15 protein-coding genes and 3 pseudogenes are annotated in these 14,071 nt (G+C 67.6%); 12 read left to right on the forward strand and 6 right to left on the reverse strand.

Annotated features, from left to right (window positions below; all coding sequences use genetic code 11):
* Positions 1 to 145, reverse strand: a pseudogene (locus tag MMB92_RS26850) (KR domain-containing protein); the annotation flags it as partial.
* Positions 146 to 494: 349 nt separating this feature from the next.
* Here MMB92_RS26850 and MMB92_RS26855 point away from each other — a divergent pair.
* Positions 495 to 1,172, forward strand: a complete 678-nt coding sequence (locus tag MMB92_RS26855; RefSeq protein ID WP_006496184.1) for a dihydrodipicolinate reductase C-terminal domain-containing protein — start codon at positions 495 to 497, stop codon at positions 1,170 to 1,172.
* A 93-nt stretch (positions 1,173 to 1,265) separates the two neighbouring features.
* On the opposite strand, the gene MMB92_RS26860 is transcribed toward MMB92_RS26855, so the two are convergent.
* Positions 1,266 to 2,075 (reverse strand): SDR family oxidoreductase, encoded by an 810-nt coding sequence (locus MMB92_RS26860; RefSeq protein ID WP_062910376.1) that lies wholly within the window; start codon positions 2,073 to 2,075, stop codon positions 1,266 to 1,268.
* Positions 2,072 to 2,905 carry a molybdenum cofactor biosynthesis F family protein gene (locus MMB92_RS26865; RefSeq protein WP_006493836.1) on the reverse strand — a complete coding sequence of 278 codons (834 nt, stop codon included), beginning with the start codon at positions 2,903 to 2,905 and terminating at the stop codon, positions 2,072 to 2,074. The genes MMB92_RS26860 and MMB92_RS26865 overlap by 4 nt, the downstream gene beginning before the upstream one ends.
* Positions 2,906 to 3,075: 170 nt before the next feature.
* Between MMB92_RS26865 and MMB92_RS26870 the strand changes: the two genes are divergently transcribed.
* From MMB92_RS26870 to MMB92_RS26880, 3 genes are all read left to right on the forward strand, one after another.
* A complete protein-coding gene (locus MMB92_RS26870; RefSeq protein ID WP_062910375.1) occupies positions 3,076 to 3,873 on the forward strand; it encodes an AraC family transcriptional regulator in 798 nt (265 codons plus the stop codon).
* A gap of 178 nt (positions 3,874 to 4,051) precedes the next feature.
* A complete protein-coding gene (locus MMB92_RS26875) occupies positions 4,052 to 4,984 on the forward strand; it encodes a DMT family transporter (protein WP_080322496.1) in 933 nt (310 codons plus the stop codon).
* 203 nt (positions 4,985 to 5,187) lie between these two features.
* Entirely contained in the window at positions 5,188 to 5,736 is a 549-nt protein-coding gene (locus tag MMB92_RS26880) for a permease (RefSeq protein WP_277563045.1), read from the forward strand.
* Between the two features lie 94 nt (positions 5,737 to 5,830).
* Here the strand turns inward: MMB92_RS26880 and MMB92_RS26885 are convergent, their stop codons facing one another.
* Positions 5,831 to 5,965, reverse strand: a complete 135-nt coding sequence (locus tag MMB92_RS26885; RefSeq protein ID WP_006485835.1) for an entericidin A/B family lipoprotein — start codon at positions 5,963 to 5,965, stop codon at positions 5,831 to 5,833.
* A gap of 234 nt (positions 5,966 to 6,199) precedes the next feature.
* Between MMB92_RS26885 and MMB92_RS26890 the strand changes: the two genes are divergently transcribed.
* The gene (locus MMB92_RS26890) at positions 6,200 to 7,495 is read left to right on the forward strand and encodes an aspartate carbamoyltransferase (protein ID WP_027805219.1); all 1,296 of its coding nucleotides are present in this window, start codon (positions 6,200 to 6,202) and stop codon (positions 7,493 to 7,495) included.
* Positions 7,496 to 7,631: 136 nt separating this feature from the next.
* On the opposite strand, the pseudogene MMB92_RS26895 reads toward MMB92_RS26890, so the two are convergent.
* Both MMB92_RS26895 and MMB92_RS26900 read right to left on the reverse strand, forming a co-directional pair.
* Positions 7,632 to 8,043 (reverse strand): annotated as a pseudogene (locus MMB92_RS26895) (type II toxin-antitoxin system VapC family toxin); the annotation flags it as partial.
* Positions 8,040 to 8,279 carry a hypothetical protein gene (locus MMB92_RS26900; protein WP_060266215.1) on the reverse strand — a complete coding sequence of 80 codons (240 nt, stop codon included), beginning with the start codon at positions 8,277 to 8,279 and terminating at the stop codon, positions 8,040 to 8,042. The pseudogene MMB92_RS26895 and the gene MMB92_RS26900, both read right to left, overlap by 4 nt.
* A gap of 296 nt (positions 8,280 to 8,575) precedes the next feature.
* Between MMB92_RS26900 and MMB92_RS26905 the strand changes: the two genes are divergently transcribed.
* From MMB92_RS26905 to MMB92_RS26935, 7 genes and pseudogenes are all read left to right on the forward strand, one after another.
* Complete coding sequence (locus MMB92_RS26905; protein WP_058903292.1) at positions 8,576 to 10,819, forward strand: TonB-dependent siderophore receptor; 2,244 nt, start codon at positions 8,576 to 8,578, stop codon at positions 10,817 to 10,819.
* Between the two features lie 3 nt (positions 10,820 to 10,822).
* A complete protein-coding gene (locus MMB92_RS26910; RefSeq protein WP_112751277.1) occupies positions 10,823 to 11,578 on the forward strand; it encodes a tetratricopeptide repeat protein in 756 nt (251 codons plus the stop codon).
* The gene (locus MMB92_RS26915) at positions 11,575 to 12,258 is read left to right on the forward strand and encodes a Fe2+-dependent dioxygenase (protein ID WP_112751276.1); all 684 of its coding nucleotides are present in this window, start codon (positions 11,575 to 11,577) and stop codon (positions 12,256 to 12,258) included. Before MMB92_RS26910 ends, MMB92_RS26915 begins: the two co-directional genes overlap by 4 nt.
* A gap of 68 nt (positions 12,259 to 12,326) precedes the next feature.
* Positions 12,327 to 12,565: pseudogene (locus tag MMB92_RS35315) on the forward strand (type II toxin-antitoxin system Phd/YefM family antitoxin).
* A 167-nt stretch (positions 12,566 to 12,732) separates the two neighbouring features.
* The gene (locus tag MMB92_RS26925; protein WP_256870143.1) at positions 12,733 to 13,032 is read left to right on the forward strand and encodes a M15 family metallopeptidase; all 300 of its coding nucleotides are present in this window, start codon (positions 12,733 to 12,735) and stop codon (positions 13,030 to 13,032) included.
* Between the two features lie 102 nt (positions 13,033 to 13,134).
* Entirely contained in the window at positions 13,135 to 13,719 is a 585-nt protein-coding gene (locus MMB92_RS26930; RefSeq protein ID WP_006485855.1) for a nucleotidyltransferase family protein, read from the forward strand.
* Positions 13,720 to 13,891: 172 nt separating this feature from the next.
* Entirely contained in the window at positions 13,892 to 14,032 is a 141-nt protein-coding gene (locus tag MMB92_RS26935) for a hypothetical protein (protein WP_162838543.1), read from the forward strand.
* Positions 14,033 to 14,071 lie beyond the last annotated feature (39 nt).

Consider the following 14,071-nt stretch of genomic DNA (forward strand, 5'->3'; position numbering starts at 1 on the left):
GCAGCGCCTGCGCCGCCGGGGCCGCGCCGCGGCCGATCAGCGCGACGCGCGCGCCGCGCGCGCCGAGCCACGCGGCCGTCGCGACGCCCAGATGACCGAAGCCGCCGGTGATCGCGACTGCCTTGCCGTTCAGGTCGTGTTCCATCGATGTGTTCTCCTGGATCGAGGGTGATGGGATGAAATGCCGACAGCGTAGCGCCGTTCACGCGTTCGTGCGAACGGGATGACGGTGGGCAGCGCAGTTCCGCTGTCGTTTCGCCGTGGTTATCGGGCGCCAAGCGCGGTTGGCGGCATCGCGAGATGGATCGCGATCCATGCGGCGCGGGGCGCCGCGACGTCGCGGGCGCGGCTCGACGAGCACGCGGTCGCACGGCCGGGCATAATGCGCGATGCCCGCCAGGCGTGGCGCGCGGCACGACAGTCGGACCAGCGTGGCCCGGCCGACGGCCTGCGCCACTGCGGACGCGCATCCCGAACCTCAACCCGTCCATCCCATGCAAGTACTCGTCATCGGAACCGGCAAGCTCGCCAACGAGTTGCTCGGCTCGCACCGGCTCGACCCGGCCACCTGTCGCGTGATGCCGTGGTCGGACGCCACGCGAACCGACGCCCGGTCGATCGTCGTCCATGCCGGTTCCGGCCGCGAACTCGCCGCGGCGATCGCGTTCTGCCAGGCCACCGCATCGCCGCTCGTCGAGTTGTCGACCGGCTCCGACCTCGAAACCGGGACATACGGCTTTCCGGTCGTGCTGTGTCCGAACACGAACATCCTGATGCTCAAGTTCATGAGCATGCTGGAAACCAGCGGCCACCTGTTCCGCGACTGCGACATCAGCGTGACCGAGTCGCATCAGGCCGGCAAGACGTCCGTCCCCGGCACGGCCGTCGGCATCGCCGAGTCGCTCGGCGTGCGGCCGGCAGACATTCGCTCCGTACGCGACCCGGCCGTACAGCGCGGCGAATTCGGCATCCGCGACGATCAGCTCGGCCGCCATGCGCTTCACCGGATACGCATCGACGACGGCGCATGCAGCCTGCAGTTCGAATCGCGCGTATCCGGCGATACGCCCTATGCGGATGGCGTATCGCGCATCGTCGAGGCCGTCCGCCGGCACGATCTCGAGCATCGTCGCTATTCGATCGTCGAGTTCATCCGCAACGGCTGGCTGTAGTCGCGGCGGGCGCGTATAGCGCGGCCCTCCATGGCGTGGGTCGCACGCCTATGCCGACACGGCCTCGACGCTTCCCCCCTCGCGGGCTTACCGCTACCCGTCCGCCAGCACCGCCCCGCTTTCCGGCAACGTCGCTCCGCCGTCGACGACGATCGTCTGCCCGGTGATGTACGCCGCGTCGGCCGACGCGAGAAACAGCATCGCGTTCGCGATGTCCTCCGGCTCGCCCATTCGTGCCAGCGGAATGTCGCGTGCGATCTGCGCCGCGACCGATGCGTCGCCGAGATTGCCGGCCGCCGGCGTGCGGATCATCCCCGGCTCGACGCCGTTGACCGTCACGTGGCGGCGCGCCAGTTCCAGCGCCGCTGCCCGAATGAAGCCGTTCACGCCGGCCTTCGACGCCGCGTAATGCGCGAGCCCCGGATAGACGACGCGCGGCCCGGTCACCGACGACGTGACGAGCAGCCGCCCGGCCCCCGCGCGCTCGAATGCCGGCAACGCAGCCTGCGCGAGCCAGAACAGCGCCGACAGGTTGACCGACAGCGTCCGGTCGAGCGTCGGCGCGTCGATCTGCTCGAACGGCGTCAGCGGAAAATACGCGGCATTGTGGACGACGACATCGAGCCGGCCGCCGTCGCGCTCGACTGCCGCCACGAGCGCATCCAGTTCGTCCCGGCTCGCGGCGTCGACCTGATACGCGCGTGCATCGCCGCCCGCGCTGACCAGCGCCTCGGCCTGCGCGGCGGCTGCTTCGCGGTTCAGGTCGGCCACCGCGACGAATGCGTCGGATTCCGCGAAACGGCGCGCGATCGCCGCGCCGATCCCTTGCGCAGCACCCGTGACGAGCACGACGCGTCCGCCGAAATCCGCACGCAGGCGGCCGCTGCCCAGCACGGCAGTCATCGTTGCGCCTCGCCGCCGAGCGGATGCACGGTTTCGTTCAGCACCTGCGCATAAGCGCCGATCTGGAAATTCGACAGCGTGCCGAAATCGCCGCCCTGGTAGCCGAAGATCTTGCCGTCGGTCTTGCGCTGCGCGAGGTCGATCAGCACGACGCCGAGCGTCGGCACCACCTTTTCGCGCCACACGAACAGATACAGCTCATCGGCCATCTTGAAGTAATGACAGCGGTCGACGTCGGCCAGCCCGCCTTCCACGCCCTGCAGGCACTGCCACGCGTAGAAGTTCTCGTTCAGGTAGATATGCTCGTAGCATTCGGTCGGGCTGTAGCGGTACATCGTCCGCTTGCCGATCAGCTCGCGCGTGGGCGCATGCAGCGGGCCCGGCCGGGCGTGGCCGCCGAGCGTGCCGTGCCGGAATTGCGCGTCGACGGCCGTCAGCGGCAGCCCGCGCGCGACGCGCGTGAACGCATCGATGCGCGTGTCGGCTTCCGTCGGCAGCGTACCGACGACCGACGTCCACACGCCGTTGTCGAGATCGATCACGAGGCTGACCGACGTCGCGCGGGCAGTGGTATCGATGTAGTCGACGAAGTACAGACCGTCGCGCAGCCGCGTCACGCGGCACGGCGCGCGGCCGCCCGTATCGGTCGCCGCATCGCGCCACTGCAGCGCGCCCGGCTCGAACGTATGGACGCGCCATGCGCCCGATGCGTCTTCGAGCGCCAGCGTCCGCCCGACGAGCGCGTCGACGGGCGCGAGGGTGTTCGCCTCCGGCGCGAAGCCGTCCGCGAGCGCGCCCACCTGAATGAATACCGGATCCTGTCGTTCCACCTGCCGTCTCCCGCGCAGCTTCAGGCCCGGCGGGCCGTGTACGCTGCCGATGTGCACATGGTGCGGGCTGCGCGCGCCGCGCGGTATCCGCCAAAAGGATGAAGGGCGCACGGCGCCGGAACGCGCTAAAGTGCACGTGATCCGCGCCGCGACCGGCGCGAGGAGCGCACATGCACCGTGTCACCCACTACCGACGCACCGGCGAAGGCATCGAGGCGATCAGCCTCGAATCCGATCGCGCGTTTCCGCGCCACGCGCACGACGAATTCGGGGTCGGCGTGATCGTCAGCGGTGCGCACCGGTCGTGGAGCGGCCGCGGGCAGGTCGACGCGCTGGCCGGCGACGCGATCATGGTCAACCCGGGCGAAATGCACGACGGCTCGCCGCTCGAGGCCGGCACCGGCCGTCGCTGGCGGATGCTGTACCTCGCGCCGGCGCTGGTCGCGGGCGTCGCGGCGGAAGAAGGCCTCGGCGGCGTCGAGCTTGCGCACCCGGCCGTGCGCGACGCGCGGCTCGCGGCCGCCGTCGGCCGGCTGCATGCACGCATCGTCGCAGGCGAAACCCAGCCGCTCGCTCGCGACGAAGCGCTCGTGATGCTCGTCGCAGGGTTGCTCGCCCGGCACGCCAACCGCACGCTGCCGGCGGCCGGTGTCGCGCCGGCGGTCCGCGTCGCCCGGGAGCGGCTCGACGCAGCGCCGGCCGTACCCGTATCGCTCGCCGAGCTGGCGGACCTGAGCGGCGTGAGCCGCTTCCAGTTGCTGCGCGGCTTTGCGCGCGAGCTCGGCATCACGCCGCACGCCTATCTGGTTCAGTCGCGCACGCGGCTGGCGCGCGCGTTGCTGGCCGGCGGCCTGCCGATCGCCGAGGCCGCGGCCGAGGCTGGCTTCGCCGATCAGAGCCACCTGACGCGCGCGTTCGCGCGCCAGTTCGGGATCACGCCGGGGCGGTTCACGCAGGCGGGTCAATAGCGCTGTCGGTGCTCGGTGCGCGGACCGCCGCGCGCATTGCATTCGACGGCGGTTGCCGCCTAGACGTCAGCCGTGACCTCTTGCGTCGGTGCATGTCGACGGCGCACCACATTCGACGCCCGCCCCGCTGCAATTTCGTTCAAGACGCCCCCCACCGCCGTACGCGACGATGCGGCGCATGAAGACACGACTGATCGGCTATCTCTATCTCGCCGCCGCGATGGCGGGCGTCGGCAGCACCGTCATCGCGAGCCGTCTCGCGGCCGGCGGCCTGCCGCCGTTCGCGGCCACCGCGCTGCGTTTCCTGATCGCGACGCCGCTGCTGTTCGCGCTGATGCGTGCGCAGCGCATGCGCTGGCCGCGCATTGCCGCACGCGACGCCGTGCTGCTCGTCATCCAGGCCGCGGCGGGCGGCGTCGGCTATACGGTGCTGCTGATCAGCGGCACGAAACTGTCGTCGCCGCTCGATGCCGGCGTGATGCTCGGCACGCTGCCGGCCATGTCGACGCTGATCGCGGCCGTCGTGCTGCGCGAGCGGCAGACGCCGCGCGACTGGCTGGCCGCCGCGCTCGCCACGGCCGGCGTGCTGTTCGTCACGTTCGCGCCGGGCCACGCGATGCCGTCGCTCCGGACGCTTGCCGGCGATGCGCTGGTGCTGGCGGCCGTCGCCTGCGAAGCGGTCTTCATCCTGCTCAACCGGCGGCTTGCCGCGCCGTTGCCGCCGCTGGCGCTTTCCACCGCGATGTCGGGCCTCGGCTTCGTGCTCGCACTCGTGCCGGCCGCGTTCGAATGGCGCGCGGTGGCGAGCGGCTGGACCGTCGGCGCCGTGTCGGCGATCGTCTACTACGCGTTGATTCCGACCGTGCTCGGCTACCTGTGCTGGTATGCGGGCTCGGCGCGCACGAGCGGCACCGAGGCCGCCCTGTTCACGGCGGTCGCGCCGGTTTCGGCCGTGCTGTTCGCGGTCGCGTTGTTCGGCGAAACGCTGACCGGCACGCGTGTCGCGGGCATCGCGCTCGTCGTCGCCGGCATGCTCGTCGGCGCGACGCGGCGGCGCGAGCCGCCCGTCGAATCACCCGCCACGCTCGCCGCGCGGACCGCCACCGATTGATTCGCGTTCCTTGGTCCCGCCGAAAACGATGGCGGCGCCTTCCCGTCGCACCGCCTTCGAACGCCGCCTTCCGGCCATGCAGCCAACGACTGTAGGAATGTGTCCGCGCCCCGCAAAACCGTTGCGCACGACTGCGCAAGATGCAATATTCGCGTGGCCGGACCCTTTGACAACCATCGAACAACAATCCGCTAGGCCAAGCAATGAACAGGAAGGAAGCCAAAACAAGAATCGCGGTGCTGCTGTCCGCGGGAACGAGGAAGGCCGACGCACTGGCCGAGCTGTCCGGACAGGGGCTCAAGGATCGCGTGCTCGCGCATCTGATCGCGTCGCACCCGGACCCCGAACGCTGCCGCAAGAACAAGGTGCACATCCGGATCCTGATCGCGCTCGGCATCGCGCAGCTGGTCATCAGCCTGATGCTCGCGTACTACTTCTTCGCGTCCGGCGCCGGCGGCGTGCTGGTCACCGTGTTCCTCGCGTTGACCGTGCCGCTGTCGCTGCTGTTCATCTGGGGTTTTGCGACCCATCGTGTCGGCGCGTATCACGCGTTCATTCTGCTGTCGCTGCTGCAGGTACCGAAGACCGTCGCCGATCTCGGGCGCGATCCGTCGGCCGCGCTGCCGAGCCTTGCGATCACGGTCGTGCTGGTCGGCTACGTATGGTTCGTCCGCAACCGGGTGTTCCCCGACTACGGCTGGTTCACGCCGCGCAAGGTCGACGGCCGCTACGCATTCGTCGAGCGCGCCTGACGCCGCCGGCTTCGAGTCGGGCGCAAAAAAAGGCGCCGCGCCTCCCCGCAACCGCGGGAAGGCCGGCGCCTTCTGCATGCCGGAACCGGTCGGCTTACTTGGCCTTTTCAGCCGAATCGCTGATCGCCTGGCCGCCCTTCGAAATGTCCTGGCCCACGCCGGCGACCGTATTGCACCCGGCGAGCGCCGCCGTCACCACCAGCAGCATTGCAGCAATCGTACGCGTCATTCTCATTCTCCTTCGAATCAACATGCCCGATCGGGCGAATCGTGTGCGGCTGGCGCCCGGCACGCTGCCGGACACGGGGCCTGACCTGATTATACGGAGACGCACGCCGCGCGCCAGTACGGCCCCGCCGAGTGTCATGCGCGCCACACCCCGCTTGCACGCAGATTTTTCTTGACTTCATTGCGCCAGGAACTAATATACGCACCGCGTATATTTTCCGCCCAGGAGCCGCCGATGACCGTTCCCCAGCAAGCCTTCCTCCGCGACGCGATGCGCCGCCTCAACATGACCCGCGAGGCGTTCGCGAATCGCATCGGCGTCAGCCGGCGCGCGCTGGATACCTGGCTACTTCCCGACGATTCGCAGGAATCGCGCGGGATGCCCGAGATCGTCGAGCGCTTCGTGTCAGAGATCGTCGAGCGCTCGGCGCCGGATGGCGAGAACTATACGCAAAGCGTAGACAAACAAGGACTCGCGAAGCAGTTCCTGTTCGAAGGCAAGCCGCAATTGATCTCGGTCGACCAGTTCTCGCGGGATTCGGTCGAGGCGCTGTTCCGCGTGGCCGACGTCATGCAGCCGATCGCGCGACGCCACAAGATTTCGCGCGTGCTCGAAGGCGCCGTGCTCGGCAACCTGTTCTTCGAGGCCAGCACGCGTACACGCGTGTCGTTCGGCGCGGCCTTCTGCCGGCTCGGCGGCTCGGTGTGCGACACGACGGGCTTCACGTTCTCGTCGATGGCCAAGGGCGAATCGATCTACGACACGAGCCGCGTGATGGCCGGCTACGTCGACGCGCTCGTGATCCGCCATCCCGAAAAAGGCTCGGTGGCCGAATTCGCGCGCGCGACCAACCTGCCGGTGATCAACGGCGGCGACGGCCCCGGCGAGCACCCGAGCCAGGCGCTGCTCGACCTCTATACGATCCAGCGCGAGTTCTCGCGGCTCGGCAAGATCGTCGACGGCGCGCACATCGCGCTGGTCGGCGACCTGAAGTACGGCCGCACCGTGCACTCGCTCGTCAAGCTGCTCGCGCTGTACCGCGGGCTGAAGTTCACGCTCGTATCGCCGCCGACGCTCGAGATGCCGACGTACATCGTCGAGCAGATCGCGACGAACGGCCACGTGGTCGAGCAGACGAACGACCTCGCGGCCGGGCTGCGCGGCGCGGATGTCGTCTACGCGACGCGAATTCAGAAGGAGCGCTTCACCGACGAGTCGTTCGAAGGCTACACGCCGGATTTCCAGATCAATCAGGCGCTCGTCGACTCGGTATGCAAGCCGGACACACTGATCATGCACCCGCTGCCGCGCGACAGCCGGCCCGGCGCGAACGACCTGTCGGTCGACCTGAACCGCGACCCGCGTCTCGCGATCTTCCGGCAGACCGACAACGGCATTCCGGTGCGGATGGCGATCTTCGCGGTGCTGCTCGGTGTCGAAAATCTCGTCCAGCATTCGATGCGCGACGCGACGTGGCGTCCGCCGGCGTACCTCGGCCCGGAAGACGCGGTGTTTCACGGGATCGATTGACGCCACTGCGAAACGCTCGCGCCCTGCCGCCGTTGCGTCAGGGAACGAGCCTGATGGTTCGATTCAAAACGCGCCGCCACGCACGGCGCGTTTTGCATTTCGGCACGCCAAAAGAACCGGCGATCGCGAACCGGACGGCCCATGGATCGATGATGCGCAGCCCGAACGCCTGGAACGGCGCGACGTCGCGTGTGGCCACGATCGAGCCGTTTGCCTCGGCCGTCGCGGCGATGTAGCCATCGGCGACCGCGATCGCGTTGCCCGCGGCACGCGTCCGCGCGCAAAGGCTCGCACGCCCTGCTCGCCGCGTCGTCGAACGGCAGGATCCGACCGCGAAACAGCGGCAGCACACGCTGCCCGATACTCTGCTGCAGCCAATCCCGCCTGCGCCCTTCCCGCAATGCAGCCACGCCGAACCGCAATTCCGCGAGACCGATCGCCGCGAGATACAGCGTCTCGACGTTCTGCGCATCGAGCCACTCGATCACCGCCGCGTTCGGCTCACGCCGCAGCGGTTCGGACATGACGTTCGTATCGACAAGGATCATTCAAAGCCCATCGGACCGGCTGGCGTCTCGTCGCGCGGCACGCCGATATCGACATCGCCCGCTTCCCGCCCGATTTCCGCGAGCAGCGTTCCGAGCTCGAGCCGCCCGCCCGGCAGAACGGCCCGCTCCAGGATGTCGCGCACCTCGGCCTCCGTACTGCGCCCGTGTCGGGCCGCGCGGATCCGAAGCGCGCGGTGCACTTCATCGGGCAAATTTCGAACGGTGATCACCGGCATGACGCGCCCCTACTATCACTTTGCTGTCATGGCGAGCGTCGCGACACAGCCAATCCAATCCGACGTGCCGGTCCGTCATATCCGGCCATTCGGCCATGTTTGCGCCTCCTGGGCCGCCTCGCGACCACCCCGTCACATTCGTCAACAATTCCCCCACAAACGCGAACAAGAACGCTTCTCATTTAACAGGAAATTACATAGAATGCCGCCTGAAAACAAATCGTAATAATTCCCGCCGGCGTGCACATTTCCGCAGCGCACTGCCCCGGGGCCACACCGCGAGGTCGAAGCGCACCATGAAGTCCCGTCCCGACGAGCTGAAGCTCGGCAAGTTCACCACCCTCTGCAGCGTGCTCGCCGCCAGCCCCGCGTTCGCCGACGGCACGCCGCCCGCGGCGCCCGCCAGCACCGAAGGCCATCTCGCGCCGATCGAGATCCAGGGCAAGACCGAGCACAGCTACAAGGCCGACTTTTCCGCTTCCGCGAAATTCACCGCGCCGCTCGTCGACACGCCGAAATCCGTCACCGTGATCCCGCAGGAACTGATCCAGAGCAGCGGCGCGGCGACGCTGACCGAAGCGCTGCGCACCGTGCCCGGCATCACGTTCGGCGCCGGTGAAGGCGGCAACCCGCTCGGCGACCGTCCGTTCATCCGCGGCTACGACACGCAGGGCAGCATGTTCGTCGACGGCATGCGCGACACGGGCGCCACCACGCGCGAGATCTTCAACACCGAGCGCGTCGAGATCACCAAGGGTTCCGACGGCGCGTACGGCGGCCGCGGCGGCGCCGGCGGCAGCATCAACCTGATCACGAAGGCCCCGCATCTCGGCACGACGGCCGCCGCGAGCGCGGGCCTCGGCACCGACCGCTATCGCCGCTTCACCGCCGACGGCAACTGGCAGTTCGCCGATCACGCCGCGTTCCGCCTGAACCTGATGAGCCACAACAACGACGTCGCCGGCCGCGACGCCGTCAACAACGAGCGCTGGGGCGTCGCGCCGTCGATCGCGTTCGGCCTCGGCACGTCGACGCGCGTGACCGCGAGCTACTACCACCTGCAAACGGACGACATGCCCGACGGCGGCATCCCGTACTTCTACACGACGTCGAACAAACCCGCGAACGTCGACACGATCTATCCGGCGCCCGTCGATCGCCACAACTTCTACGGCCTGATCGACCGCGACTTCCGCAAGACCACGTCGGACATCAGCACGATCAAGATCGAGCACGACATCACGCCCAACCTCACGGTGCGCAACACCACGCGCTACACGGAATCGACGCAGGACTACATCTGGACGCAGCCGGACGACAGCCAGGGCAACGTGGTGAACGGCAAAGTCTGGCGCCGCAACAACAACCGCAACAGCTCGATCAACAGCCTCGCGAACCTGACCGAGCTGTTCGGCGAATTCCGCACGGGCCCGTTCAAGCACAGCTTCACGACCGGCATCGAACTGTCGCGCGAATGGGGCAAGCGCGATTCGTACACGGTCGCGACCGACAAGGGCACGATCTGCCAGAAAGGCATCGGCGCGCCGTCGGGCTACAACTGCACGAGCCTGTGGTCGCCGAACCCGAACGATCCGTGGGCCGGCTCGATCACGCGCAACAACGACTATGCGCATGCGCGCACCACGACGAAGTCGATCTACGGCTTCGACACGATCGAGATCACGCCGCGCTGGCAGGTCAACGCCGGCGTGCGCGTCGACGACTACTCGACCCGCTTCACCGATACCAAGGCGAATGGCGGCAAGACGTACACGCGCGACGACACGCTCTTCAACTGGCAGGCAGGCCTCGTGTTCAAGCCCGCGCAGAACGGCAGCATCTACGCGTCGTATGCGACGTCGTCGACGCCCGCCGGCATGCTGCTCGGCGAAGGCAGCGAAACGCAGTCGCTCACGCCGGGCCGCGGCGGCGTCGGCCCGAACGCCGATCAGCTTTCGCCGGAAAAGAACCGCAGCATCGAACTCGGCACGAAGTGGAACGTGCTGAACGACAAGCTGTCGCTGACGGCCGCGCTGTTCCAGATCGACACGACGAACGCACGCGTGACGCTGCCGAACAACCAGTACGCGATGGTCGGCAACAAACGCGTGCAGGGTCTCGAGCTCGGCCTCGCCGGCCAGATCACGAAGCAGTGGCAGGTGTTCGGCGGCTACACGTACATGAAGAGCGAACTGCGCGACAACGGCAAGGACACCGCGAACAACGGCAACCGCTTCCCGAATACGCCGAAGCACAGCCTCACGATGTGGTCGAACTACGACGTCACGCCGAAATTCACGGTCGGCGGCGGCGCGTTCTACATGTCGGAAGTGTTCGGCGATCCCGCGAACCTGCGCGCCGTACCGTCGTACTGGCGCTTCGACGCGATGGCGCAGTACCGGATCAACAAGAAGCTCGACCTGCAACTGAACGTGAACAACCTGTTCAACCGCACCTACTTCGATCAGGCGTATCCGGCGCACTATGCGTCGATCGCGCCGGGCCGCTCGGCGTTCGTCACGCTGAACGCGCGCTACTGATCGATGGAGGCCGTATCGCTGAAGGCGCTCGCGTCGGTATCGCCGCGCGAATTCGCCGACATCCTGGCCGGGCCGCCGGAGCGCGCCGCCGCGTGGGTCGCGGCGGCGGCCGAGCACGGCATCGTCGATGCGCAGGCCGTCTACGGGCAATACCTGCTCGACGGGCACGGCGTCGCACGCGATCCGGCCGCCGCGTTCAACTGGTTCCGGCACGCGGCGCGAGCCGGCCACCCGATGGCGATGAACATGCTCGGACGCTGCTACGAGTTCGGCTGGGGCACGGCCGCCTGCGCGCCGGTCGCCGTGTACTGGTACCGGCTGGCCGCGCAGGCGGGCCTCGACTGGGGCATGTACAACTACGCGACCGCACTTGCCCTCGGCAACGGCGTCGACGAGCACCGCGCCGACGCGCTCGACTGGTTCCGCCGCGCGGCCGCGCTCGGCCATGCGAAATCGATCAACCTGATCGGCGGGTTCTACGAGGATGGGTGGGTCGTATCGGTCGATATCGAAGCCGCGTTCGACCACTATCGCCGTGCGGCCGAAGCCGGCGACTTCCGCGGCCAGTTCAACTATGCACGGCTGCTCGCCGAGCGCGGACGCGTCGACGAAGCGCTCGCTTGGCTCGCACGGGTGCCGGCCACCGCGACACCCGCGTTCATCGCGAAGATGCGCGCGTATCTCGTGTCGTCGCCGCTCGACGCTTTTCGTTCGGCGGCCATGCAACTGGCGCCGCACGCCATGGAATCCGCATCATGATGCTTCATATCCCCGGTGTACTAACCAAGGCGCAGGTCGCGCAATGCCGCGAGATGCTCGATGCCGCCGAATGGGTCGACGGCAACGCGACGTCCGGCGCACAGTCGGCGCTCGCGAAACGCAATCGGCAACTGCCGGAAGGCTCGCCGGCCGCGCGTGCGGTGGGCGATGCGATTCAGGACGCACTCGCCCGCCATCCGCTGTTCTTTTCGGCGGCGCTGCCGCTCAAGGTGTTTCCGCCGCTGTTCAATCGCTATGAAGGCGGCGAGACGTTCGGCACGCACGTCGACAACGCGATCCGGTTGCTGCGCGGCACGGATTTCCGCGTGCGCAGCGATCTGTCGGCGACGCTGTTTCTCGAGGAACCCGACGCATACGACGGCGGCGAACTGTGCGTCGAGGATACGTACGGCGTGCATCGCGCGAAGCTGCCGGCGGGCGATCTCGTGCTGTATCCGGCGTCGAGCCTGCATCACGTGACGCCGGTGACGCGCGGTGAGCGCGTGGCGTCGTTCTTCTGGATTCAGAGCATGGTGCGCGACGACGGTGATCGCACACTGCTGTTTCAGCTCGATACGCAGATTCAGGCGCTTTCCGCGGAAAAAGGGGCGAAGGACCCGGTGGTCATTTCGCTCACCGGGATTTATCACAACCTGTTGAGGAAGTGGGCGGATGCGTAGCGTGAGTCGGTCGCGCCCCGTCGAAAGACGGGTCCAAAACGACCTCGTCAAATGACCCTGCTCATATCGTGATGCCGCACACTCCCGTATCGAAATCGAATTCAAGGCGCGCGCACTCGAATACTTCCGGCTCGTCGAAGTGTCGGGCGAGGGATTGATCGTCACCGACCATGGCAAACCGACGTTCGAGATTCGGCCGTATCGCTCGCGCGAAGCTCATTCGGTGGACATATTGCGCGGTTCGGTCATGCGCTACGACAATCCTCTCGATCCGATTGCGAAAGAGGATTGGGAGACGTCGCGGTGATCGTGCTGGATACGCATGCATCGGTGTGGTGGGCAGTACGCGACTCGGCGCTCAGTTGACACTCGCGACGAAAAAATCCGCGCGTACGCGCACATCATGACGCTCTGGTAAGCGTCGCCTGCCCCGCCGCTCGAACCGAGGCGCATCTTCCACCAGACTCTGGCATATTGGCGATTCGTCTGACCAAAACGACCGCGGCCGCCGAACTCGACATGGGCTGCATACTCGATGCGACCGACCACGAATCATCCGGCGCCTGCTACACACATAACCCATTCATCAGCCGCGCGGCCGCGCGAAACCGCCAGTTCCTGATCGACGCGCTGACCCGCGCCGGCTTCACGAATTACCCGTCCGAATGGTGGCATTGGTCGTTCGGCGATCGCTATTGGGCCGTCATGCAGAACGAATCGCACGCAATTTACGGTCCCGTCGAGGAAAGCATGCTCGACGAAGCGTCGCGATGACGGTTTTCCCGATCCGACACGCGTGACTCGGTAACATCCTCACTTGCCGATCCCCGCGGGCTCCCGCACAATCGCAGCACCTGTCTCCCTCCCCCCGCGCCGATGTCCTATGCGTCACTCGCCACCGGCGTCCTGCTCGCCGGCGGCCTTGGTCAACGCTTCGACCCGAGCGGCCTGCACAGCAAGCTGCTCGCCCGGCTTCCCGACGGCACGCCGGTGGCGGTCGCCGCCGCGCGCCGTCTCGCGGCCGCCACCGCCGACGTGATCGCCGTCGTGCGTCCCGGCGCCGAAAAGCTTGCGATTCTGCTGAATGAAGCCGGCTGTCAGGTCGTCTATGCCCCCGATGCGTTGCGCGGGATGGGCGCAAGCCTCGCTGCCGGCGTCCGCACCACGCCCGATTCGAACGGCTGGCTCGTCGCGCTCGGCGACATGCCGTGGATCGCCGCTTCCACCTACGAAACCGTCACCCGCGCGCTCGAAGCCGACAACGCGTCGATCGTCGCGCCCGCGCATCGCGGCGTGCGCGGCCATCCGGTCGGCTTCGCCGCGCACCATTTCGATGCGCTCGCCGCCCTCGACGGCGACACGGGCGCCCGTGCGCTGTTCGCCAGCGTGCCGGTGACCCTGCTCGATGTCGACGATCCCGGCATCCTGCGCGACGTCGATACGCCGGCGGATTTGCGCTGACTTCGATGGTGCGGTTCTGCACGATTCCGCACGAACACCGTCAATGGACGAATTTCGCCGACGATCGTCCACCGGTCGCAAGAATCGCGCTGCAAACACGCGCCCGATTGGCTATAACGGAGACGAGGCGCATCCGCCGCGCCACCGCCGTCACGCACCGCGCGAGTTCTCCATGAGCGATCACACGACCCCGACGCCCGAGCCACCGGCCGACCCGAACCGCGATCCGGAAGACGATCCGTTCGCGTCGCCGCCCGGTCATCACGACAATCCGCAGCAACCGGACGGGCCGCCGAGCAAGGACCCGGTCTAGCCGCGCGCCGGCCGCGCCGCGACTTCAGTCCGCGACTTC

Origin of the sequence: Burkholderia sp. IO2, from assembly GCF_029522185.1 — a bacterium.
GTDB lineage: Bacteria > Pseudomonadota > Gammaproteobacteria > Burkholderiales > Burkholderiaceae > Burkholderia > Burkholderia cenocepacia.

Bases quoted from the DNA above. Each gene is read 5' to 3' on its own strand.
- MMB92_RS26870 (WP_062910375.1), top strand. From the start codon at position 3,076: ATGCACCGTGTCACCCACTACCGACGCACCGGCGAAGGCATCGAGGCG.
- MMB92_RS26905 (WP_058903292.1), top strand. From the start codon at position 8,576: ATGAAGTCCCGTCCCGACGAGCTGAAGCTCGGCAAGTTCACCACCCTC.
- MMB92_RS26890 (WP_027805219.1), top strand. From the start codon at position 6,200: ATGACCGTTCCCCAGCAAGCCTTCCTCCGCGACGCGATGCGCCGCCTC.
- MMB92_RS26915 (WP_112751276.1), top strand. From the start codon at position 11,575: ATGATGCTTCATATCCCCGGTGTACTAACCAAGGCGCAGGTCGCGCAA.
- MMB92_RS26875 (WP_080322496.1), top strand. From the start codon at position 4,052: ATGAAGACACGACTGATCGGCTATCTCTATCTCGCCGCCGCGATGGCG.
- MMB92_RS26885 (WP_006485835.1), bottom strand. From the start codon at position 5,965: ATGACGCGTACGATTGCTGCAATGCTGCTGGTGGTGACGGCGGCGCTC.
- MMB92_RS26930 (WP_006485855.1), top strand. From the start codon at position 13,135: ATGTCCTATGCGTCACTCGCCACCGGCGTCCTGCTCGCCGGCGGCCTT.
- MMB92_RS26880 (WP_277563045.1), top strand. From the start codon at position 5,188: ATGAACAGGAAGGAAGCCAAAACAAGAATCGCGGTGCTGCTGTCCGCG.
- MMB92_RS26910 (WP_112751277.1), top strand. From the start codon at position 10,823: ATGGAGGCCGTATCGCTGAAGGCGCTCGCGTCGGTATCGCCGCGCGAA.
- MMB92_RS26935 (WP_162838543.1), top strand. From the start codon at position 13,892: ATGAGCGATCACACGACCCCGACGCCCGAGCCACCGGCCGACCCGAAC.
- MMB92_RS26860 (WP_062910376.1), bottom strand. From the start codon at position 2,075: ATGACTGCCGTGCTGGGCAGCGGCCGCCTGCGTGCGGATTTCGGCGGA.
- MMB92_RS26855 (WP_006496184.1), top strand. From the start codon at position 495: ATGCAAGTACTCGTCATCGGAACCGGCAAGCTCGCCAACGAGTTGCTC.
- MMB92_RS26900 (WP_060266215.1), bottom strand. From the start codon at position 8,279: ATGCCGGTGATCACCGTTCGAAATTTGCCCGATGAAGTGCACCGCGCG.